The organism is Bacillus cereus (assembly GCF_007678085.1).
GTDB classification, from domain to species: Bacteria; Bacillota; Bacilli; order Bacillales; family Bacillaceae_G; genus Bacillus_A; species Bacillus_A cereus_BE.
This window is the reverse complement of record NZ_VEDW01000007.1, coordinates 108952-133288: the sequence shown is the minus strand read 5'-3', so window position 1 is coordinate 133288 and position 24337 is coordinate 108952. Positions and strand designations below refer to the sequence as shown.

Genomic DNA, 24337 nt, shown 5'->3' with positions numbered 1-24337 from the left:
AAGAAAGTTGAAATTTCCTCTACAAAATAAAAAAGTTTCTTCCTATTAAGAAGAAACTTTTTTAGGACTATTTCATAGAAATAGTTGCCTCTACTGGATAATGGTCAGAGTAATCATTATATGTATATTTTTTAAGCCATGATGTAACAGTCCACTGTGGAGATTTCGGTTGTAATACTTTATTCTCTATAAATGACGGATTCGCATGGTCCTTACTTGCGATAATATAATCTAAATACTCGGCAGGGCTATCAGGGAAATTATATTTTGCTATACTGTTTGTCGTCGCATCCCAAGTTGCTGTATGTCCCGTATAAGATGGAATAGAAGCGTGCAATGTTTTGAACATGGATGCGTACTCTGAGTCACTATTGTTCTCTGCATTTATTTTATTCACGTTCATATCACCACCAAATAGAACGTACTCGTCATTTGGTATATTTTTATTTTTAATAAAATCTTGAATTTCTTTTAGCTGGTTTGTACGTACAGATGCAGGTGAAGTTTTTCCGCACATACTATCTTCAGCCTGCAAGTGTGTCCCAATCACATGAACGAAATGATCATTTTTCTTAATTTTCGTGTATACAAACCCTTTATTTGATAAATTATCTGGTCCGCATCCTTTTGAAAATACGTATTGAACCTTTTCAACGATCGGCCATTTACTCACGATTGCAACGCCTCCATCTTCAGGCGTTGAAGATGAATAGCTACCTAACGTTTTATCCCATTCATTTCCGTTACTACGACCTAATACCGCTGTTTGATTTGGATATTCTTTCTTCAAATTCCCTAACAAACGATCTGATGCGCTATTATCAAACACTTCATTTAATATAATAACGTCTTGATTCTTTATATAATCTGCCGATCCAATTAAATCAGCACGCTCACTTTGTCCCCAGTTCGGATATAAGTTTGTTGATAACATGTACACATTATGTGTCATCACTTTTAATGTATCATTTTTATTTGTAGACACTTCCGCTTGAGCTGAGGATCCACTATATAAAGCCGCTAGACCGATTCCAACGCTCAGTATACTTTTTAGGAATTTACCTTTCACGTTTCATACCTCCATTTGTATAGTAATAAAAAGGCCAAATACTCTATTGTGAGATTTGACCTTTTTTAAATACTTAACGATCTCCGTACGTATCAAACCAAAGCTGAATGTATCCAGCAGTAACACGTTGTGCATCCATTAATCGCTTACCTGTCATTGGTGTAACTTCAGCGCGCCATTTATCTGCATATTCTTGTGATACAGCTGCTTTTACGAACCAATCTTTCGTATTATCATTTACAATGCCAGCGTAATCTTGTTTCGCTGCTACTGCCGCGCCATGAATCCACTCTTCTGGATTTGTACCTTTCCAGTTCCAATACCCATTTCCATCCGTTACTTTATAATTATCTTTTATCATATCTACAAAGTTTTCATATTTAGAATGGAATCCTTGTGGGTACGAAAGATTTGTAAAGTTTGCCGCATGCATCGGTTGGTTTACATCTCCTAAATAATGAAGAGATAATCCTAAATAGAAGAATGCTTGTTTCATATCTTTATTTTTATATGATTCACCAGCTAATTCAAAATATTTAGCTCCAGTTTCTTTTGCCTGCTTTGCAAATGGAATATATGTTTTTCCATTGTCTGGATCATAGAAATGTGAAGCAAATGTGCTATTATCATAATAAGGATTTTCATAGTCAGCAGCATAAATACCATTTTCTAATTCCGTACGCCATTCGTTTACTTGTGCAACTCGATCTTGTTTTACAAGTGTTGTATTGCGAGACATAATATCAATCGCACGGTTTACAATCCATAAATGAGAGTTTACACCTTCTTTATGTTTATCTTCAGCAGACCAACGGTGAACTATTTTTATTTTACTTCCCCCATCATTTTCATGAGCAAATGCAACACTTTGTAACGGCGCTACTAATGTAATAGCTGCTGCTAAAGCAAGTACTTTCTTTTTCATCTGAAATCCTCCATTTTATAATTGAATTATTGTAAACTTTTTGTTAGGATCCTATGATGTCGTCCGGTTAACCTATGACTAGAATATCCCACCTTTCATGAAATTTCTATCAATAAATTAAAATATGCAAATTTTCATATCATTATAACTTTATACATAGTGAATATAATGAATGAATGCACTTATATTGTAATAAAGTATTATTAAGCTACTACAAATGATTGTCTAAACTAATGTAAAAAAAGAGTAAAGCATCCACATGCTTTACTCTTTTTTTCTACTTGATAATATACTTGGCAGTTGTACATTAACTGCCAACTTATGAATAAATCCAAATACTAGTCCAATCCCAATAAATATGTATAAGATTGTAAATACCTTTCCGAAATCCGTTTGTGGACTAAAATTCCCATCACCTACAGTCGTCAACGTGACCACACTAAAATATAAAGCGTCAAGAGGACGTAATCCTTCAACTGTACTATAAAAAATCGTACCGGATGTTAATGTTAAGAATGTTAATACGAATAATACTTGAAATTCTTTATCTTTCCACGCTCGTAAACAAGCTTTTAGCATCCGTTTTAATGTCAACATAAATGAAAGCATTCGACTTCCCCTTCCAAACAAAATACCTGTAGTTAAAGGAAAGTCTATCACCTTTCTGTATAGAAAAAAAGTAGCCCTCTTCTATTTCTAGAAAAGGGCTACTTTTTACTATTCTCTATTATTTAGGTGAAACAAGAATTTTCACTTGTGTTTTATCTTTTACAAGTGCTTCAAATCCTTCTTCAACAACTTGATCTACTGTGATTTTTTTCGTAATTAATTTCTCTGCTTGAATTTGGCCAGAGCTAATTAATTTAATAACAGCTGGGAAGATATGACGATATCCAAGAATACCGATAACTTCTTTTTCTTTTAGTACAAGGTTGTTTGGCGTAATTGTTGCGTCTTTTTCCCATACACTAACAATTACAGTTTGTCCTTCAAAGCTTGTACTTTCAATTGCTTGACGAAGTACTACTTCAACACCTGTTACTTCAAAGCTCACATTTACACCTAAACCATTTGTTAAATTACGAATTTCTGCTAGTACATCTTGAGTAGCTGGATTTAATACGTAATCCGCACCTGCTAATTTTGCTAACTCTTGACGTTCTTTAGAAAGTTCTACTGCAATAACAGGAGTTGCTCCTGCTGCTTTAGCTGCTTGAATGACAAGAAGTCCAATTGGACCACAACCAAATACTGCTACAGCTTCCCCTTCTTTTAATTTACTTTGACGTACTGCATGAACGGCTACTGCTGCTGGTTCTACAAGTGCACCTTGTTCATACGTCATTTCATCAGGAATATGGTGAACCATATCTTCTGGTACTACTGTATATTCAGAGAAACCGCCGCCTTCTCCGCCTAGACCGTGGAAAACAAGTTGTTCACAAACATTGTAATGTCCATGTTTACAAGCTTCACATTTACCACAAGAATAAATAGGTTCTACAACGACGCGATCTCCCACCTTATGAGAAGTAACGCCTTCACCGATTTCAACTACCTCACCACTAAACTCATGACCTAAAATAACCGGTGCTTTTACGTGTGTTAATGGGTGCTCTTCTGTTGGAATAAAAATAGGTCCTGCTAAATATTCATGCAAGTCTGTTCCGCAGATACCACACCATTTAACTTTAATCTTAACTGCTCCTGGTCTTACAGTTGGTTCTGGTACTTCTTCTACTCGTACATCACGTTGATTATGCCAAAGTAGTGCTTTCATTTTATACATCCCTCTCTACGTATATACTTAACCTGGTGAAGTTTACAAATCTATTATAATACTTTCATCCATATATTTCAAAAAAACAATCTCATTTCCACTAAATTTTAACAAATAACGTTCAATATTTTGTCACTTTGTACTTTTTCCCACATCTGTTAATGCTAATTTCATTGCGGTTGAAATTAGCATTATGCCATAATAGCATAGGAGAGGTGAATATCGCTTGAAATATTTTATTTACTTTATTGTTATCGTAGCGTTTCTAGATACATTTTCACAATTACCTATTATGAGTACGTTCGCTCAAAGTCTGGGAGGATCTCCTCTTATTATTGGACTAGTTGTCGGTATGTACTCATTCGCTAATATGATCGGTAATATTATTGCTGGCGCTGCTGTCGATAAATTTGGTGCAAAAAAAATACTTTATATAAGCATGGGACTTACAAGTTTCATAGTCTTGTTATACACCGTTGTTCAAAGTGGTGAACAACTATTAGTTGTTCGCTTTATGCACGGCTTTAGTGACGGATTTTTAATTCCTGCTGCCTTTACGTTTTTATCAAAACAAACAAATGCAGCAAGACAAGGTAAGGCAATGGCTCTATCTGGTGCTGCTGTTGGAACAGCGGCAATCGTAGGACCGGCGTTCAGTGGAATTATGAAAGCAACTGCTGGTATAGAGTGGGTGTTCATTACCATTTCTATTTTAATGGTCCTTGGTACAATCGTATCTCTATTCTTCTTACCAAATAACGTATCAAGAAAAGATACTTCAAGAACACAAATGATGAACAAAGAAGATATGATTGAACTATTGAAATCAGAACCTTTATTACAAGCATATATTGGTGCTTTCACGCTAATGTTTTCACAAGGAATTGTCACGTATATGCTACCAGTGAAAGTTGAGGCATTAGCACTTAAAGCATCTACAACAGGTATGATGTTAAGTGTATTCGGAATTACTGCTATCCTCTTCTTCTTGCTGCCAACAAATCGTATTTACGATCGATTTAATCGTTCAAAACTCATGCTAATTGGTATTGCAGTAATGGCATTCGCGTTATCTTTACTTGGATTATTCGCAACAAAAGGTATGCTCTTTATCGTTATGATGATTTATGGCATTGGATTCGCTATCCTGTTCCCATCAATAAATGCATTACTTGTTGAAAATACGACAGATGATAAGCGCGGAAAAGCATTCGGATTGTTTTATGCTTTCTTCTCATTAGGAGTTGTTGCTGGATCCTTTACAGTTGGTGCAATCGGGGCATCCCCTAGCGTCAGCTTCGTTATCGGAACTGCATTCTTATTAACATTCGCTGGAATGATTTATGTAAGAAGCAAAGTAAAAAGTAAAGCAAAAAGCAAAGTAAAAAAGACAATGATGGGATAACTCCATCATTGTCTTTTTTTCGCCTAATATATATTACTTTTGCATATAACCAAGTAATACTGTAAATAAACTTATGTATAAAGACAATACTACATTTCTTCTTTTACAAAAAAAGTGTATAAATACCAACGATACTTCGACAATTTCCTCGGAAATATTTCCTTTCCCCACATAATTTGATACACTACATATGAACAGACACTTGTATTACATAAGCTAAAATAATAACTTACTGTACAAATTGAAAAGCACATTCTTCATAGGAAGAATGTGCTTTTATGTTATTAACGTTTAATCCAAACAGCGCCTGCCGATTTATCCTCTGCCTGTCCAACAACTTGGAATTTAAGTCCAAGGTTTGGAACTTTTCTTCCTGCGTCTACAATTTGTTTGTTACTATATACTTTTGAATCATCGAAAGTTGTAACACCTTGTAATCCAGAATAGTTAAACTGTCCACGTGTTAATGAATTTGCACTCCATGCTGGTGTTTGATCAAATGAAAATGCAGCGTCTGCAATTTGCATACCTGTATTACCGTAAGTTGGTTTCCCGTTTAAATTGCCAACAAATGCCTCTGGATGAGAATCTACTACGCCAAGGAACCCTTCACCTGGATGCGCCCCAACCCAGTTATCTTTGAAGCTATCATCTGCATACCAAACGACAAGACCTGTATTATACACAGGGCCTTTTCCTGCTTTTAATCCATTATCTGATCCCGCATAGTTTCTCCACTCTAAGTAGTAATAATGAGCTTTCTTCTCTGTCCCATCAGAAACAACAAAACCATTTACATTCATTTTAGACTGTCCTTCTGCATCATCAGAAAATACAACTTGTCCATCAACAGTTACATTTACATTATCCATCGCGAAACCTTTATATGTTACAGCTGGATCTGTAATATAATCGAATTGCAGCCTCACTTTTTTCCCTTTAAATTGACTTAAATCATATGATTTATCAATCCATTTCCCATCTGTTGTATCTTTATCTCCTTGGACTACTTTTTCTCCAAGTCTATCAATTAATGTTTTCGTTCCATCTTCTGTTATTGCATGTACTTCGACAAAATCGCACTCTGCTTCTAACTCATAATTTGCTTTATAATCGAATTTTGCATTTGTTCCTTTTGTTAAATCAAAGAATGGTGTTTCTAGTGTTGTATGCATATCATCTCCTCTTGTACTGTAATATGCATGCTTTCCAAACTCCGGCTTAATCGTTTCAACACTCTTACCTGGTAAGTTAACACGTACAATGCCTGGACGATTTGATTTCGTAACACTTTGATCAATATATGTAGGAACTCCTACACCACGCTTAATTTTATCGTAATCTACTTCTAAAATTTTTGCCCAGTTGCCGCCCATATTCTTTTGTAAGAAGTCTTTATTTTGTGGTGAGAAACTAGTTGGCTCTGTTCCTGCAATTTTCCCTGTCCAACTACCTCCACTCATTAATGACCAAGCTTCAACAGGTGAACCTGTTCCAGTATATTTCGTGTCATATTCATCTGGTAAGCCAAGGTCATGTCCAAATTCATGCGCAAATACACCTACTGCTCCATCTTCTGGTTCAATTGTGTAATCATGCGCCGCTACTTTTCCACCAAAGTAATCTACCTTTGATTTTGTACCTTCAACCGCTACTGGATCTATTGCTAATTTTGAACGATGTGACCAAATTGCATCATCACCTAATTTACCGCCACCAGCTTCTTGACCAACACCAGCATGGATTACCATTAAATGATCAATTACACCGTCAGGTTCATTTTGATTCCCGTCACCATTCGTGTCATATCTATCAAATTGATCAAATTGAGATAAATCTAATCCCTTCTCAGCAGCTGCATGTAAAGCTTCTTTCACTAAATCACGTGCACCTTTTGGACCTTTATTATCGTGTCCACTACTACCATCAGCACCGTAGTCAGCCGCTTTCCCTGGAACAGTTAGCCACTCCGTTACATATCCATCCGTCGTATAACTACCGCCAGACTGCTCTTCATAATATTGTTTAAACGTTTTTACTTTCGAACCATCAAATAATGTGTACGGTTCATTACCAAATAACATTTTTTGATAATGCTCTCTACTAAAGTCATTCGAATACATATACCCTGGCGTTTGATCAATATTATTATGTTTATAATCACTAAATTCAACGAGTAATACTAATACTTTATCTGTTCGAACAGATCCCTTATACGGAGCTTGTTTTGCTTTAGAAGTTGGAACTTGTCCATTCAATTGCTTTTTATTTGGTTCAGGTTTTTGCTCAGGACTAACATTTTTTTCAGGTTTCTTTACTTTCTCCTTTTCTTCCATTTTCTTCTCTTTTACTTTTTTCACAAAATCAGATGCCTCTTTAGCAGTATCCGCTGGAAGAATTTCTTTATTTGCCTGATCTCCTTGTTTCTTTTCAATATACTTTTCTACAGCCTTTTTCGTCTCTTCTTTAGAAGATGCTGGATTTATTGCTCCTCTTTCCTTCAGCGCTTCCGCTAAACGATCTTCTTGAATTAAATTGTAATCAATTGGTGTTGTAGATACATTGTCTTTCTCTTTTACTGACGTTTCTGCATACACTAGCGGAGTACTCATTACAGACGTGCATCCGATAATTGCAGTAATTGCTAATGATGATAACACTTTAAATGGCGCTTTTCTTCTCATTCTATTTCTCTCCTTTTATATATAAAACTTAAAATTCAGATAAATCGGTGCGTTTTTGTCGAAATCTCTGTTTACTCCTCCCTATATAAAAAGGCATAATTCTATAAACGTTAATCTTTCTGTTATAGAATCATGTCCTCCAGTTTTCTGGTCAGAACTTCTACCGTTTTATGTCGAAATATGAAAAATAAAAAGTGATTTGATATATATTAAATAGCTTATATAACAAATTTAAAAGACAATATGCAAAATTGCATGAAAATTCTTTTAAATAAAAAAAGAATCCTAGTCAATTAAACTAGGATTCTTGATTTTCTATTATTTCTCTTGTGTTTTTTCCCAATCAGCTAAGAATTTCTCAATTCCTTGATCTGTTAATGGGTGCTTTACTAATGAAGCAATTACGTTTGCTGGGATTGTTGCAATATGTGCACCGTTTAATGCTGCGTCAGTTACGTGAACACTGTGACGTACAGATGCTGCGATGATTTCTGTTTCAATGCCGTGAATTGCAAAGATTTCTGCGATTTGGCGGATTAAGTCCATACCGTTATGACCGATATCGTCTAAGCGACCTAAGAATGGTGAAACGTATGTTGCACCAGCGCGAGCTGCAAGCAATGCTTGCACTGCTGAGAATACTAATGTAACGTTTGTACGAATTCCTAAATCAGAGAATGCTTTTACTGCTTTTAAACCTTCCGTTGTCATTGGTACTTTTACAACAACGTTTGGAGCAATCTTCGCTAATTCTTTCCCTTCTTCAATCATTTTATCAGCTTCTAAGCTAATTACTTCTGCGCTTACAGGTCCTTCTATAAAGCTGCAAATTTCACGAATACGCTCATGGAAATCTACGCCTTCTTTTGCTACAAGTGATGGGTTTGTCGTTACTCCAGCTACTACGCCTAATGCATTTGCCTCTTTAATTTCGTTAATGTTTGCTGTGTCAATAAAGAATTTCATTTGTTATTCTTCCTTCCTAATTTTCATTTTATATTTATTTATTTTTCTTAATAAGCTCTAATTCAATCGGAATAGATTTGTCCACTTTTTTACCTTGTGTGATCTCTTTTGCTGTTTGCATCGCCTTCTCCCCGATTAATTCCGGTTTTTGAGCAACTGTTGCAGCCATACGCCCATCTTTAACCGCTTTTACAGCGTCTTCTGTTGCATCAAATCCAACAACGACTACATCCGTTTTTCCAGCAGACTTCAATGCTTCAAGTGCCCCTAATGCCATTTCATCGTTATGCGCAAACACGGCTTTAATATCACCATTTGCTTGCAAAATGTTTTCCATAACAGATAATCCTTTTGCTCTATCAAAATCAGCTGCTTGTTTTGCAACTACTTTTAAAGACTTATCCGCTACGTTATGGAATCCTTTCCCGCGCTCACGAGCAGCAGAAGAGCCAGGGATTCCTTCTAATTCAGCAACATTTGCTCCCCCGCCAACTAATTCACGAATGTAATCACTAGCCATTTGACCACCTTCAATGTTATTAGAGGCAATGTGAGAAACAACTTTACCTGAATTTGCAACGCGGTCTACTGTAATAACAGGGACATTTGCTGCATTTGCCGCACTTACTGCTGAAGCAACAGCATCTGAATCAGTTGGATTAATAACAACTACATCGACACCTTTTTGAATTAAATCTTCAACATCATTTGTTTGCTTTGCTGCATCATTTTGCGCATCAACAGCAATCAATTCAATGCCGCTTTCTTTCGCTTTCTTTTCTGCCCCTTTTTTCAAAGTCACAAAAAAGGGATTGTTTAAAGTTGAAACAGAGAATCCAACTTTAATAGTTTTATTTCGACCTTTATCGCTAGAATCCTTTGCCCATTCTGGTGGTTCCATTGAACAACCAGCAGTAATGACCATAATACATGCAACGAGTATAAGTAACCATTTCTTCATGAACTGTCCCTCCATTACGCTTCTTTTCGGCGATCAATTAATACAGCTAGTAAGATTACAAGTCCTTTTACAACTTGTTGGAAGAAAGAAGATACGCCTAATAAATTTAAACCGTTATTTAGTACACCGATAATTAATACACCAATGAATGTACCAACGATCCATCCTCTTCCCCCTGAAAGACTTGTTCCACCTAATACAACTGCTGCAATTGCATCTAATTCGTAAGAAGTACCTGCAGTTGGCTGTGCAGAATCTAGTCGTGATGTTAAGACAATACCTGCAAGCGCTGCCAAAATTCCGGAAAGACCATAAATCATTACTTTAATTCTCGTAACATTAATACCTGATAGTGCTGCTGCTTCTTCATTTCCACCAATTGCAAATGTACGGCGACCAAATGTCGTTTTCTTCAAAATGAAGTACAGTACTGCGAAAGCGATCATCATGGTAACAGCTGGTACCGGAATACCGAGAAAATAACCGCGTCCAAACATTTGGAACATTAAATGATCACCAAGACCAGTGATCGGACGTCCGTCCATATAAACAAGCGTCAACCCACGAAAAATAGTCATTGTTGCTAAAGTCGCAATAAACGGAGCTACTTTTCCCTTCGCTATGATGATACCGTTTACAATTCCCATTACAAGACCAGCCAATAATCCAACTGCCATTGCAAGAAACGGGTCCATGCCACTTGCCATCATTCCAGCAACAAGTGCACTTGATAATGCTAAAATAGAACCTACCGATAAGTCAATACCCCCTGTTAAAATTACAAAGGTCATTCCGAATGCAATAAGCGCATTAATCGATACTTGACGCAGTATATTAAATAAATTTGGAATTTCAATAAATGCTGGATTTAAAGCTGTAATTACGACGATAATTAATACTAAACCAATTAAAGAACCGAGTTGTTGTAATACATTCCCCTTCTTAGCCATCCTTACTCTCCCCCTGTAGCTAGTGCCATAATAGACTCTTGTGATGCCTCACCTTTCTCTAAAATGCCGCCGACTTTTCCTTCATGAATGACTAGAACGCGATCACTCATTCCTAAAACTTCTGGAAGCTCAGATGATACCATAATAACGGCATCTCCTTGCTCGGTAAGCTTATTCATAATAGAGTAAATTTCTTTTTTCGCGCCAACATCTACACCCCTTGTTGGCTCATCTAAAATGAGTAACTGCGGGTGGATACCTAGCCATTTTGCAATAACAACCTTTTGCTGATTTCCACCAGAAAGAGATTTCACTGCTTGCTCTCCACTAGATGCTTTCACATTAAGTAGCTTCATCATATCCGCTGTAAACTGTTGTTCTAGTTCGTTACTAAGGACACTTCCCTTTGAAAGACTTTCTAAATTCGGTAAAGCTAAATTTTCTCGAATTGAGAAATCTAACACTAACCCCTCAGATTTTCTATCCTCTGTAATGAAAGCTATTCTTTGTCTAATCGCATCTATCGGACTATCAATCTTTACTTCTTGTCCATTTATGAAGATTTGACCAGAATCTAACGGTTCGTATCCAAATATTGCTTTCATAATATCTGTACGGCCAGCTCCCATCAAGCCAGCAACACCAAGGATTTCACCTTTTCTCACTTGAAACGAAACATTTTCAAACTTCCCTTTTTTCGTTCCATTACGCATCTCGAAAATGATATCACCAATTTGACTATTTCGCTCTGGGTAACGTTCACCAATGCTGCGCCCCACCATCATACTCACTACTTCATCAAATGATGTTTCCGGAATTAATCTCTTTCCTACGTATTCCCCATCACGTAAAATCGTAATGGCATCACATATTGAAAAGATTTCTTCCATTCGGTGTGAGATATAAACGAACGAAACGCCTTCTTTACGTAATTTATTAATGACAGTAAACAACGTCTCAATTTCACGATCTGTTAATGCAGCTGTCGGTTCATCCATAATAATAACGCTTGCGTTTGTCATTAACGCTTTCGCAATTTCGATAATTTGCTGTTGTCCAACCGATAACTCCCCTGCCAACATAGCACCTTTTACATGTAACCCTAACTCCGCTAGTTGCTGCTGCGCAATCGCGTTCATTTGACGCGTACGTAAAATACCTGTCTTCCCATACATTAACTCTTTACCGAGAAACATATTTTCAGCTACTGTTAAATTTGATAATATGTTCAATTCTTGATGTATAAATGCAATACCGTACTCTTCAGCTTCTTTCGCATTTTTAAAAGTACGTTCTTGTCCATCAATCGTGATTGTTCCACCATCTTTTTTGTATACACCTGTTAAAATTTTCATGAGCGTTGATTTGCCCGCTCCATTTTCCCCCATCAATGCATGGACTTCCCCTGTTTCAATCATAAACTGTGCATTCTTCAAAACAGGATTACCATTGAACGCCTTTGAAATATTTTTCATTTCAATACGCATTCCCATCACTTCCCTTTATTAAAAAATCACGCCTGCATGTAAAATTACATTGGCATAAGGCGTAGCCTCTCCTGTACGAATAATCGCCTTCGCTTTCTTCGTATGCTCTTTAAATTGTTCATGCGATACATATTCAAATGCTGGTTCTATTAATTTCAGCTCAATCTCTTTATTTACTTCCGTATTATTGTTAATGACTTCTTCTGCTAACGTTACTTTTTCAATTGCCATATCATCAGCTACTACTTGCAATACATCTAAAAAGCTAGGTTTTCCAATCTCAACTGCTAAATCAATTCGTTTTACTCCGTCAGGAATTGGTAACCCGCAGTCTGCGATTACAATTGTATCTGTATGCCCAAGTGAAGCAAGGACTGATGCAATCTCACTGTTTAATACACCGTGCTTTTTCATCCAACAATCACCTGCACTTCACGTACTTTATCTCTCGTTGGCATACCGCCTTGCGCTCCAAGTTTCGTTACAGAAAGACCACCAGCAATATTCGCAAAACGAATTGCTTTTTGAAGTATTTCTCCTTCAGAAAGTGCAACTGCTAATGCACCATTGAATGTATCACCAGCTCCAGTCGTATCTACTACATCAACAGCAATGCTAGGAACATGTACAATCTCCGTACCATTATGGAAACGAACACCTTTAGAACCTTCTGTCATCAATAGTTTATTTGGATATTTAGCCAGTAAATCTTCAATTGGTGATGTAAAATCATCTAATACGATGCGGCACTCATGTTCATTGGGCGTAATATAAGTTGCCTTTTCTAAAATATCTTCTGATAACACTTGTGCTGGTGCTGGATTTAACATAACTGGAATATTATGCGCCTCACAAATAGCCAATACATATTTTACTGTTTCAAGTGGAATCTCTAGTTGAAGAACAACCATATCTGCTTTTATAAGAAGATCTTTTGAACGATCTACAACCGACTCATTTACAAGAGCATTCGCCCCTTGCACGACAACAATACTGTTATCTTCTTCTGCTAAAACGATATGAGCAATTCCTGTCGCCGTATCTGTAACCGGTACCACATAGTCGATAAAAACGCGTTCGTTCTCTAAATTGTTCCTAACTACAGTTCCATAATTATCATTTCCTACCGCTCCAACCATCGCTACATTTGCGCCTAATCTAGCTGCAGCAACCGCTTGGTTGGCTCCTTTCCCTCCTGGGATTGTATGAAATGCTTCACCAATTACTGTTTCTCCTGCTTTTGGACGTTTTTTTGAAACAGCCACTAAGTCCATTGAAATACTACCTACTACTGCAATATTTGGCATCTGTTTCATCTCCTTACTTCGTTGTATTTCGTTCTATAATTTCAATCGGTAAACGATAGTGTTTCTCTTTTAATACGTTTCCTTCCATCTGCTCTAACAACAACTCTGTTGCAATTTTCCCCATTTCATAAATTGGCTGTGCAACAGTTGTAATAGATGGATACATCATTTCTGTTAAAGAAATTCCATCGAATCCGATAATTTGTAAATCATCTGGAATAGAAATCCCCTTTTGAAGTGCAGCCTTTACAATACCTATTGCAATTAAATCATTTCCAGCAACAATTCCATCAATATGTGGGTATTCTTCTAATAATTCCACCGCTACACGCTCACTATTAGCTGGATCAAATGTACTCTCTGCAATCATATAAGAAAGATTACGTTGCGTAATAACGTCTACAAAACCTTCAAAACGTTCATTAGCCGTGCTTACGTCACGCGGTCCGCGAATATGCGCAATATGTTTACAGCCTTTATCTATTAATAACTTTGTCGCTGCCTGACTCCCTGCATAATTATCTGCATATACAGTAGGAATACGCTCATTAAACATACGGTCAATTGCAACAACTGGAACAGACAACTTCATGTAATTAACACTATTTTGTGGATTTGTTGCTACAATAAATCCATCCACATTATTTTGCCTGAGTACATCAATATATTGCTTTTCTTTCTCTAAACTCTCATCAGAATTACAAAGGACAACTGTGTATCCTTGCTTATGCGCTACATCTTCTACGGCACGTGCAACTTCTGGAAAGAATGGATTCACGATATTTGGAACAACTAAACCAATTAAACGAGATTTTTTATTATACAGTGAACGCGCTACTGTACTAGGTTTATAATCTAGCATCTCAATCGCTCGCTCTACTTTCTTTAATGTATCTTCATGAACATATCCATTTTTATTTAACACTCTGGAAACGGTCGCAACAGATACTCCCGCTAATTTTGCAACGTCTTTAATCGTACTCATTATCTTCCCTCTCCATTTCATGTAACCGTTTACAGAAAATAATATAACTTATTTCTATAAATACGTCAATCATTTCTCACGAAAAAGCTTTTAAGGTTATACTCAAAAAAGCACCGCCATAAGGCGATGCTTTTTCATTACGAATAGGATACAGTTTGTTCTTTTTCCTCTGTAGCTGGCTCTTCAGCCTCTTTTTTACGATCTGACAGTTTAATCTTCTGTAAGAAAATCGTAAAGATAGCGCCTACTACGATAAATACTAATCCTGTTAAGAATACAGTATGAAGTGAGTCTACTAAAGAGTTTTTCAAAATTGGTACAATGCTGTTAGCGAAAGCTTCTGGCATTTGTTTTAATGCCTCTGGACTAAATAACATCGAATATAAACCTTGTGGGTCTGTATGAATCATATCTTTAAATTTCGTTACCATTTGTCCCGCTTCTTTCGGGAATGTATCTAATACAGGTACTAAATTCTTTGTTAATGTTGTACCTGAAGTGTTATTCATAATCGATCCTAAAATTGTAATACCAAATGTTCCACCGATTTGACGGAAGAACTGACTTGATGATGTTACGACACCAAGGTCTTTTTTCGGGAAGCTTTCTTGTAACGCTAATGTTAACGTTGGCATTACAAGACCCATGCCTAAACCGATAACCATCATATAAGACGTTGCAGTTAATTTAGTTGTGTGCATATCCATCGTTGTTAATAACCAGAATCCTCCAGCCATTATAAGCATTCCTGTAATAATTTGTGGTTTTACACCAACTTTTAATACAAGTTGCCCACCGATAATACTCATCACAATCATTGTAATCATCATCGGCGTCATAATTGTTCCTGATTCAGCAGCACTTACTCCTACAATTCCTTGCATAAAGAATGGTACGAACATAATCGCACCGAACATTCCGATACTCATAAAGAATCCAATCGCATTTAGTAATGTAAATGTACGATTTTTAAAGAAATGCATCGGTAAAATCGGTTCTTCTGCTTTCGTTTCAACGATAATAAAGCTAACAATACCAATTAGAGCTAATGCAAACAACCCGATAATTTGCCAAGAATCCCATGGGTAATCTTTCCCACCAAATGTTAATGCAAGTAATAAACTTACAACACCGAGAATCATCGTAAATATTCCAGCAATATCAATTTTAATCGGTCCTGTTTGTTTATGTGATTTTAATCCCATTGCAATAAAGATTGTTGCTAAAATACCAACTGGTAAGTTAATGTAGAATACCCATCTCCAGTTCACTGCGTCTACAATCCAACCACCAACTTGTGGTCCAATTACAGAAGCAATACCGTATAACGCACCAAAAATACCTTGCCATTTCGCACGTTCTTTTCCCGTGAACATATCTCCGATAATAATCATAGCCATTGGCATCATAATACCGCCACCAAGACCTTGAATACCACGGAAAATAATTAATTCTGTCATACCATTTGCCATACCACATAACGCCGAACCAACCATAAAGATAACTAGCCCTGTAATATATACGTTACGACGTCCAAGTAAATCCGCTAATTTACCTGCAATTGGTACAACTGTCGTTGATGTTAACATATAAGCTGTTGTTAACCACGTCATTAAGCTTAATCCGCCTAGTTCACCGACGATACGCGGCATTGCTGTACCAACGATTGTTCCATCTAATGCAGCAAATAGCATCGCGATTATTAAACCGATTAACAGCAACTTTCTATTTATGTTTTCTTGTTGCTCCATGTAATCTCCTCAATTCCTCTTAGTTATTCTCTTTTTTCTCTTGTGTCCCGCAAATAATTGTTTCTAACTTCTCAAAGAGGCGTAACAAATCTTCTCTTTCTTGTAATTCTAAATGTGAGAAATATTTTGCAATATGCTCATTACGAGCAGTCATTGCCTCTTCTACTCTTGCTTTCCCCTTTTTTGTTAACTCAATGATGACAACACGGCGGTCATCTTTGTCGTGATAGCGTTCTACAAGCTCTTGGTCAATTAGGCGATCAATCATCACTGTAATTGCACTAGGCTTTACATACATCTTTTTTGCTAATTTTGTCGCTCTTGAAGCACCGTAATGATCTAAAATCTTTAAAATATAAAACTGCGGTGGTGTAAGTCCTGTTGCTTGCATTTGTTCTAATAACTCCGTCTGCATTTTCTTTCCAATTGAAAAGGCAAGAGCTTGAATTTTATCGATATGCGTCATATCATTTGGCATGTTATCCACCTCTTATTTAAGCAATAAAATATTTAACGTATTTAAATATTAATACCACGAATAAAATCCGTCAACACTTTTTATTTATAAAAACGTTTACATTTTTGTCACAAAGTTGTATAATTTTCGACGAAGTTAATATTGACAGTCACGGAGAATCGGAGTATACGGCTATGAATCATAAAAAAGGAAACTTTTTTATATTTCATGGCCTTTTTATATTCTCTTTGACTTACAACATTTCGAATTCATTAGGGGAGGATTTTCATTTTATGTTTTTCACACAATTATTTAAACCTGCGCCCCACGCGGAACGCTTACCAGCTGATCGTGTTGATAGCGAATACCGTAAATTACGTTTACAAGTATTCTTGGGTATCTTCATCGGCTATGCAGGTTACTACTTTGTTCGAAAAAACTTTTCACTAGCAATGCCATACTTAATCGAACAAGGCTTTAGTAAAGGGGAACTTGGGGTTATCCTTTCAGCAGTATCTATCGCTTACGGATTAAGTAAATTTCTTATGGGTATCGTATCCGACCGTTGTAATCCTCGCTACTTTTTAGCAGCTGGGCTATTTTTATCAGGTATCATTAATATTATTTTCGGCTCATTTTCGTTTATTACAACGAGCATTATACTTATGTTTGTCCTTCAGTTTTTAAATGGATGGGTACAAGGTATGGGATGGCCTCCTTGTGGTCGTACAATGGTTCACTGGTTCTCTATTAGTGAACGTGGTACAAAAATGTCTATTTGGAACGTTGCTCATAATGTCGGTGGCGCACTTATGCCTTCTCTTGTGACATTAGGCTTATACTTCTTCGCAAATGACTGGAAGAGTATTTTTTACTTCCCAGGTATTCTTTCAATTTTAGTTGGTATTTATGTATTAATTACGATGAGAGATACACCTCAATCTTGCGGATTACCTTCTATTGAAGAACATACTGGAGAATATCCATCAGATGAAAAAGTAAAAGATCGCGAACGCGAACTTTCAGTAAAAGAAATTTTATTTAAATACGTACTAAACAATAAATTTTTATGGTACATCGCTATCGCGAACGTTTTCGTTTATTTCGTACGTTACGGCGTTGTAGACTGGGCTCCTACTTATTTAGTAGAGGAAAAAAGTTTCACACATAGTAGCTCTCGTACAGCTTACGCTCTATACGAATGGGCTGGTATTCCAGGTACACTTCTTTGCGGATGGATGAGTGATAAACTGTTTAAAGGACGCCGCGCACCTGCTGGTATTTTATTTATGGTTGGTGTATTTATCGCCGTTCTTGTTTATTGGCTAAACCCTCCTGGTAATCCAATGGTTGATAGTATCGCACTTGTCGCGATTGGATTTTTAATTTACGGACCTGTTATGTTAATCGGTCTACACGCATTAGACTTAGCACCAAAAAAAGCTGCTGGAACTGCCGCTGGTTTAACTGGTTTCTTCGGTTACCTAGGTGGAGCTACTTTTGCTAGCGCAGCTATGGGCTTTATCGTTGATGCATTCGGATGGAATGGCGGGTTCATCTTATTACTTGTATCTTGTGTACTTGCAATGTTCTTCCTTGCTCTTACTTTAAACACAGGATCTGCAAAACAAAAACAAGCTTAAGTACTAATATTATTCTTATCAAAAAAAGAGAGGTTGTTCTTTCCAGAACACCTCTCTTTTTTCTACATATAAATCTTTTTTCTTACAAAAGATTTATCCTCCTCTCATTATATGTTAGCGTTTTCAAACAACTTCAATCCCTTATATAACAGCATTCAATCTCTATATAAAAAGATTTTTGAATATTTTCTCAACTTATACTTGTCAAACATTGTCAATTTATATTAAAATAACAACAACATACAAAATATTTAGTCTTTTCTGAAAAGATGGAGGGATAGCCATGAAGAATCCACTTCTTCGCATTGAAAACTTACAGACTTCTTTTCGCATACAAGATCAATATCATGCAGCAGTAGATGATGTTTCGTTAACTGTCCATGAAAATGAAATTGTCGCGATAGTTGGTGAATCAGGTTGCGGAAAAAGTGCACTTGCCCTTTCAATTATGCGACTTCATAATGAAGCAAATACAAAATTACAAGGGCAGGTTAACTATAAAGATAAGGATTTACTAACTATGTCAGCCGCAGAGATAAACAAGGTACGCGGATCAAACATCGGCATGATTTTCCAAGAACCTCTTACAGCGCTCAATCCGCTTATGACAGTCGGCAAACAAATCGAAGAAAATTTAAATTACCACACAAACCTTTCAAAAACAGAAAAAAAAGAACGCACCTTAGAACTACTCCACCAAGTTGGTATTCCAAAACCAGAACTTACATATAAACAATACCCACACGAATTATCTGGCGGAATGAGACAAAGAATTGTTATTGCAATTGCAATTGCTTGTAAGCCAGGACTCATTATTGCCGATGAGCCGACAACTGCACTTGACGTAACCATCCAAGCACAAATTCTAGACCTATTAAAATCTATTCAAGAACAAACAAAAATGGGCGTCATCTTAATCACACACGACCTAAGTGTTGTTGCTGAAACAGCTGATCGCGTCGTTGTTATGTATGCAGGCCAAATTGTGGAAACAGGAAAAGTGGAAGAGATTTTTAATAATCCTCTTCATCCGTATACTCGTTCTCTATTAAACTCAATCCCATCTGCATATGCTGAAAAAGAAAAATTGCATGTAATTCAAGGGGTTGTACCGACATTAGCTAAATTACCTCGTACAGGTTGTCGCTTCCAAGCACGTATTCCATGGATTAGACCTGATCAGCATGAAGAAAATCCAACCCTACATGAAGCAAAACCAGACCATTGGGTACGTTGTACTTGCTATAAGCATTTCACCTTCCAAGATAAGAAAGGAGATGACGTAACTCATGGCACTGCTTAAAGTAGAAGATTTAAAAGTACATTTCCCAATTAAAGGTGGTTTCTTCGGCCGCACATTAGATTATGTACGTGCTGTCGATGGCGTAAGCTTTGAACTACAGCCTGGTGAAACATACGGGATCGTTGGTGAATCAGGAAGTGGCAAATCAACAACGGGTAAAGCAATTATGCATTTAACGAAAGCAACAGAGGGTAGCATTCATTTTAATAATAGAGATTTAACAAAGTTAAGTCGCTCTGATCTACGTGAACAGCGAAAAGATATTCAAATGATTTTCCAAGATCCATATTCATCATTAAATCCGAAGAAACGTGTTCTCGACATTATTGCCGAGCCTCTTCGAAATTTTGAAAAACTCTCACCGGATGAAGAACGTAGAGCAGTCCAAGAATACCTTGATAAAGTTGGTCTAAATCCAGAGTCAATTTACAAATATCCACATGAATTTTCCGGTGGGCAAAGGCAGCGGATTGGTATTGCACGCGCTCTTACATTAAAACCGAAGCTTATTATCGCTGATGAACCTGTATCTGCGCTTGACGTCTCTGTACAGGCTCAAGTATTAAACTTCTTACAAGATTTACAAGCTGAGCTCGGACTAACGTACTTATTCATTAGTCATGATTTAGGTGTAATTCGTCATATGTGTGATCGTATCGGTGTTATGTATCGCGGACGTATTGTCGAAGAAGCAACTAGTGCAGAAATTTATAGTAATCCGCAACATATTTATACGAAGCGCCTAATATCAGCTATTCCTGATATTCGTCCAGAAAATCGAGAAAAACAAAGTAAACTACGACGCGAAGTAAATACGGAATACGAAAAATCTTATGAAAACTACTTTAATGAAGATGGTCGTGCTTACGATTTAAAACCAATCTCGCCAACACACCGGGTGGCATTACCATAAGGGAGTGATAAAACATGTGGAAATTTATACTACGTCGATTATTAGTTATGATACCGCAATTATTTGTATTAAGTATTCTCGTCTTCGCACTTGCGAAAGCGATGCCCGGTGATGCTTTAACCGGTAGAGCAATGGATCCAAGTGCTGATCCAAAAGTAATTGAAGAACAAAGAGAACGACTCGGGTTAAATGATCCTATTACAACACAATATGTACGCTGGATTAAAAATGTTGCTCAAGGTGATTTTGGTGTTTCTACTACACATAAGCTTCAAGTTACAGACCTGTTAGGTGAACGTCTTGGAAACACAATTACATTATCGCTTGCTATTTTAATCCTTACGTATTTAATTGCTATCCCACTCGGTATTATAAGTGGTCGTTGGAATAACTCATGGATGGATCGAATTATTACTCTATATAACTATCTTGGCTATGCAACACCATTATTTATTTTTGCACTAGTAATGCTCTTTGTATTCGGTTTTCAACTTGCTATCTTCCCAACTGGAGGTAGTGTAGATCCACAAGTAACTGAAGGTACCTTCGCCTATTACATGAGCAAATTAAATCATCTCCTGCTACCTGCAATATGTGGTGCACTTATTGGAACTGTTAGTACAGTCCAATATTTAAGAAGTGAAATTATTGATACAAAAATTAAAGATTTTGTACGCACAGCTAGAGCAAAAGGTGTACCAGAGTCACGAATTTATTCTAGGCATATTTTACGTAACTCTTTCTTACCAATTGCAGCTTTCTTAGGTTATGAAATTACTGGTTTAATTGGTGGATCAATCTTCTTAGAAAGCATATTTAGTTACCCTGGACTCGGTCAACTCTTTATGCAATCTATCACGCAGCGTGACTTTAGCGTTATTACTTCTTTAGTAATGCTTACTGGTTTTGCAACGTTACTTGGAACACTCCTTTCTGACATTATTCTAAGCATCGTTGACCCACGAATTCGAATTGATTAATAGAAAGGAGCAGACGTTATGTTAGCAAATCCTGAAAAACAAACAAACACAATTCAATATGAAAAAAGTCCATCAGGTTTCTCTATTATGTGGAGAGAGTTTCGTAAAGATAAATTAGCAATGTTCTCACTTGTCTTTCTTACCCTTCTACTACTAAGTATCTACATCTCATCCTTTATTATGAAGCAAGAGGATATTGTACGAGTTGATTTATTCGCCATTTATTCTCCCCCTTCTGCTGAACATTGGTTAGGAACAGATTATGGAGGACGTGACATTTTTGGACAACTTATGATTGGAACCCGAAATTCATTTACAATCGGCTTAGTCATTACAGCAATTACTTGTTTTGTTGGGATGACTATCGGCCTAATTGCTGGTTACTTTGGTGGAAAAATTGACAATATGATTATGCGTATTATTGATTTCATTATCGTTCTACCATTTCTAATGCTAGTTATCGTATTTATTACGATTGTTCCAAAGTTCAATGTTCTTACATTCATTTTGATTATGAGTATGTTCTTATGGACTGGGAAAGCTCGTTTAATCAGATCTAAAACATTAGCTGAAAAAGAATTAGATTACGTATCAGCTTCAAAAACATTAGGAACACCACATTGGAAAATCATAGCTTTCCAACTGTTACCTAATTTAAGTTCCATTATTATCGTAAGTGTCACATTAAACCTTGCTGGGAATATCGGCATCGAATCTGGTCTAACATTTTTAGGATTCGGTCTCCCAGAAAGTACACCGAGTCTAGGCACACTCGTTAGTTATGCCAGAAACCCTGATGTATTACAGGAAAAATGGTGGATTTGGTTACCCGCATCAATCATGATTTTAGTATTGATGTTGAGTATAAATTTTATCGGCCAAGCGCTACAACGTGCAGCTGATGCAAGACAAAGAAAAGGTTAAGGGGTGGAGAATCTATGAATAAACCAAAATTTTTCAAAGTATTAAGTACACTGGCTGTTTCAACTTTATTACTTTCCGCATGTGGCGGTAACGGTGAATCTAAAAACACGAGTAGTCAGAAAAAAGTAGAAACGAGTAAATTTGCTACTTTAACAAAAAATGACAAAAAAGAAATACAAGATGGCTCTCTTACATATGGTCTTGTATCAGATACACCGTTCGGTGGAATCTTAAACCGTGTCGTATATGAAAAACAACCTGATTGGGAAATCATCTCAATCTTCGATGATTCATTACTGTGGACAGATAAAAACTGGGAAATTAACAATGAAGGACCAGCTACATTTAAGATTTCAGAAGACGAAAAAACAATTACAATTTCAATTAAAGATAACGTAAAATGGCATGATGGTAACCCGGTTACCGCTGAAGATTTAGAATTTGCATACCTTGCTATTGGTCACCCGAAATATGAAGGTGCTCGCTATTCAAAACAAATGCCTCTTATTGAAGGAATGGAAGATTACCATGCTGGAAAAGCTGACAAAATCTCTGGTGTAAAAGTAATTGATCCAAAAACAATTTCTATCACATATAAAGCACCAAATCCGTCTATGAAAACTGGAATTTGGGCAACACCTCTACACAAAAAATATTTAGGCGACGTACCGGTTGAAAAATTAGCTGAATCTGATAAGGTTCGTAAAAATCCAATTGGATTTGGACCATTTAAAGTGAAAAAAATCGTTCCAGGTGAAGCTGTTGAATTCGAGCGGTTCGATGATTATTGGGGCGGAAAACCTAAATTAAAAAATATTACATTAAAAGTTGTTAACCCATCTGTTGTGAACGCTTCATTAAAGAATGGTGATATTGATATCGCTGAAGTTAGTGCAGATCAATATCCGAATGTAAGTAAATTAAAAAATACACAATTAATTGGACAAACTGACTTATACTATAGCTATATCGGTTTTAAATTTGGACGCTTTGACAAAGACAAAAAAGAGAGTGTAATGGATAACGATAAATTTAAAGACGTAAAATTACGCCAAGCAATGGCATATGCAATCGATCGTCAAGAGATTGGTGATAAACTATATCACGGACTTCGTTTCCCTGCCAACTCACCAATTCCACCATCTTTACCTAAGTTCCATAACAATAAAGTTGGTGCATACGATAAAGATTTAGAAAAAGCTAAAAAATTATTAGATGAAGCTGGATATAAAGACAAAAATGGTGATGGTTTCCGTGAAGATCCAGCAGGAAAAGAGTTTAAAGTCAATTTCTTAGCAATGAGTGGTAGTGACACAAGTGAACCACTGGCAAAACATTTTATTCAGTCTTGGAAAGATATCGGCTTAAAAGCAGAACTTGTTGATGGCCGTTTACACGAAATTAACTCCTTCTACGACATGATTGAAAACGATGATCCAAAAGTTGATGTTTTCTCTGGTGCATGGGGTACAGGTTCTGATCCAGATCCTTCCGGAATTTGGGCAAAAGGTGCGAAATTTAACAATGGTCGCTGGGTAAATGATGAAAATACAAAATTATTAGAAGAAGGTATTTCTGCAAAAGCTATGGATGATAAATACCGTACAGATGTATACAATAAATGGCAGAAACTCATCCACGATGAAGTACCATTAATACCTCTTCATTACAAATTTGAATTAAAAGGTATTAATAACCGCGTGAAAAACTATGACATCGCTCCTGGCGCAAAATTAACTTGGAAAGACGTTACAGTAACAAGCGATAAAGCAGAAACAGAGAAATAAGAAAATAGCTCCTGGCGCTAAGATACATGCCAGGAGCTATTTTTCATTTATAATCCTTCT

Annotated in this window: 21 protein-coding genes; 7 read left to right on the top strand and 14 right to left on the bottom strand. The window is 36.6% G+C overall.

Annotated features, from left to right (window positions below; genetic code table 11):
- Positions 1-67: 67 nt before the first annotated feature.
- The 4 genes from sph to bdhA all read right to left on the bottom strand — a co-directional run bounded on the left by sph (position 68) and on the right by bdhA (position 3774).
- The gene (sph, locus tag FS742_RS24930) at positions 68-1069 is read right to left on the bottom strand and encodes a sphingomyelinase C (protein ID WP_144615830.1); all 1002 of its coding nucleotides are present in this window, start codon (positions 1067-1069) and stop codon (positions 68-70) included.
- 73 nt (positions 1070-1142) lie between these two features.
- The gene (cerA, locus tag FS742_RS24925) at positions 1143-1994 is read right to left on the bottom strand and encodes a phospholipase CerA (RefSeq protein WP_144615828.1); all 852 of its coding nucleotides are present in this window, start codon (positions 1992-1994) and stop codon (positions 1143-1145) included.
- 264 nt (positions 1995-2258) lie between these two features.
- The gene (locus tag FS742_RS24920; protein ID WP_073517263.1) at positions 2259-2603 is read right to left on the bottom strand and encodes a potassium channel family protein; all 345 of its coding nucleotides are present in this window, start codon (positions 2601-2603) and stop codon (positions 2259-2261) included.
- 118 nt (positions 2604-2721) lie between these two features.
- Entirely contained in the window at positions 2722-3774 is a 1053-nt protein-coding gene (bdhA, locus tag FS742_RS24915; protein WP_000645834.1) for a (R,R)-butanediol dehydrogenase, read from the bottom strand.
- Positions 3775-4000: 226 nt separating this feature from the next.
- Between bdhA and FS742_RS24910 the strand changes: the two genes are divergently transcribed.
- Entirely contained in the window at positions 4001-5179 is a 1179-nt protein-coding gene (locus FS742_RS24910; protein ID WP_144615826.1) for an MFS transporter, read from the top strand.
- Between the two features lie 284 nt (positions 5180-5463).
- Here FS742_RS24910 and inhA2 read toward each other — a convergent pair whose 3' ends face one another.
- From inhA2 to FS742_RS24860, 10 genes are all read right to left on the bottom strand, one after another.
- Positions 5464-7863 (bottom strand): M6 family metalloprotease immune inhibitor InhA2, encoded by a 2400-nt coding sequence (gene inhA2, locus FS742_RS24905; RefSeq protein WP_144615824.1) that lies wholly within the window; start codon positions 7861-7863, stop codon positions 5464-5466.
- Positions 7864-8181: 318 nt separating this feature from the next.
- Positions 8182-8829 carry a fructose-6-phosphate aldolase gene (fsa, locus tag FS742_RS24900; RefSeq protein WP_000667666.1) on the bottom strand — a complete coding sequence of 216 codons (648 nt, stop codon included), beginning with the start codon at positions 8827-8829 and terminating at the stop codon, positions 8182-8184.
- Between the two features lie 34 nt (positions 8830-8863).
- Positions 8864-9790 carry a ribose ABC transporter substrate-binding protein RbsB gene (gene rbsB, locus FS742_RS24895; RefSeq protein ID WP_144615822.1) on the bottom strand — a complete coding sequence of 309 codons (927 nt, stop codon included), beginning with the start codon at positions 9788-9790 and terminating at the stop codon, positions 8864-8866.
- A 14-nt stretch (positions 9791-9804) separates the two neighbouring features.
- Complete coding sequence (locus tag FS742_RS24890) at positions 9805-10740, bottom strand: ABC transporter permease subunit (RefSeq protein WP_001074641.1); 936 nt, start codon at positions 10738-10740, stop codon at positions 9805-9807.
- A gap of 2 nt (positions 10741-10742) precedes the next feature.
- Positions 10743-12227, bottom strand: coding sequence for a ribose ABC transporter ATP-binding protein RbsA (gene rbsA, locus FS742_RS24885; RefSeq protein WP_144615820.1), 1485 nt, complete (start codon positions 12225-12227; stop codon positions 10743-10745).
- A gap of 18 nt (positions 12228-12245) precedes the next feature.
- A complete protein-coding gene (rbsD, locus tag FS742_RS24880) occupies positions 12246-12641 on the bottom strand; it encodes a D-ribose pyranase (protein ID WP_144615818.1) in 396 nt (131 codons plus the stop codon).
- Entirely contained in the window at positions 12638-13534 is an 897-nt protein-coding gene (gene rbsK / locus FS742_RS24875) for a ribokinase (RefSeq protein WP_144615817.1), read from the bottom strand. Before rbsK ends, rbsD begins: the two co-directional genes overlap by 4 nt.
- Positions 13535-13547: 13 nt before the next feature.
- Positions 13548-14519 carry a ribose operon transcriptional repressor RbsR gene (rbsR, locus tag FS742_RS24870; RefSeq protein WP_144615815.1) on the bottom strand — a complete coding sequence of 324 codons (972 nt, stop codon included), beginning with the start codon at positions 14517-14519 and terminating at the stop codon, positions 13548-13550.
- A gap of 137 nt (positions 14520-14656) precedes the next feature.
- Positions 14657-16270: an MDR family MFS transporter gene (locus tag FS742_RS24865; RefSeq protein ID WP_144615813.1), complete on the bottom strand. Its 1614-nt coding sequence runs from the start codon at positions 16268-16270 to the stop codon at positions 14657-14659.
- A gap of 19 nt (positions 16271-16289) precedes the next feature.
- Positions 16290-16748, bottom strand: a complete 459-nt coding sequence (locus FS742_RS24860) for a MarR family winged helix-turn-helix transcriptional regulator (RefSeq protein WP_001132358.1) — start codon at positions 16746-16748, stop codon at positions 16290-16292.
- A 272-nt stretch (positions 16749-17020) separates the two neighbouring features.
- Between FS742_RS24860 and glpT the strand changes: the two genes are divergently transcribed.
- From glpT to opp4A, 6 genes are all read left to right on the top strand, one after another.
- Positions 17021-18370 (top strand): glycerol-3-phosphate transporter, encoded by a 1350-nt coding sequence (glpT, locus tag FS742_RS24855; protein WP_144615811.1) that lies wholly within the window; start codon positions 17021-17023, stop codon positions 18368-18370.
- Between the two features lie 283 nt (positions 18371-18653).
- Positions 18654-19673 (top strand): ABC transporter ATP-binding protein, encoded by a 1020-nt coding sequence (locus tag FS742_RS24850; protein ID WP_144615884.1) that lies wholly within the window; start codon positions 18654-18656, stop codon positions 19671-19673.
- Complete coding sequence (locus tag FS742_RS24845) at positions 19660-20586, top strand: ABC transporter ATP-binding protein (RefSeq protein ID WP_144615809.1); 927 nt, start codon at positions 19660-19662, stop codon at positions 20584-20586. Before FS742_RS24850 ends, FS742_RS24845 begins: the two co-directional genes overlap by 14 nt.
- Positions 20587-20600: 14 nt before the next feature.
- Positions 20601-21566 (top strand): oligopeptide ABC transporter permease, encoded by a 966-nt coding sequence (opp4B, locus tag FS742_RS24840; RefSeq protein ID WP_144615807.1) that lies wholly within the window; start codon positions 20601-20603, stop codon positions 21564-21566.
- An 18-nt stretch (positions 21567-21584) separates the two neighbouring features.
- A complete protein-coding gene (locus tag FS742_RS24835; RefSeq protein WP_144615805.1) occupies positions 21585-22490 on the top strand; it encodes an ABC transporter permease in 906 nt (301 codons plus the stop codon).
- A 14-nt stretch (positions 22491-22504) separates the two neighbouring features.
- Positions 22505-24277: an oligopeptide ABC transporter substrate-binding protein gene (opp4A, locus tag FS742_RS24830; RefSeq protein ID WP_144615803.1), complete on the top strand. Its 1773-nt coding sequence runs from the start codon at positions 22505-22507 to the stop codon at positions 24275-24277.
- The last annotated feature ends 60 nt before the right edge of the window (positions 24278-24337 follow it).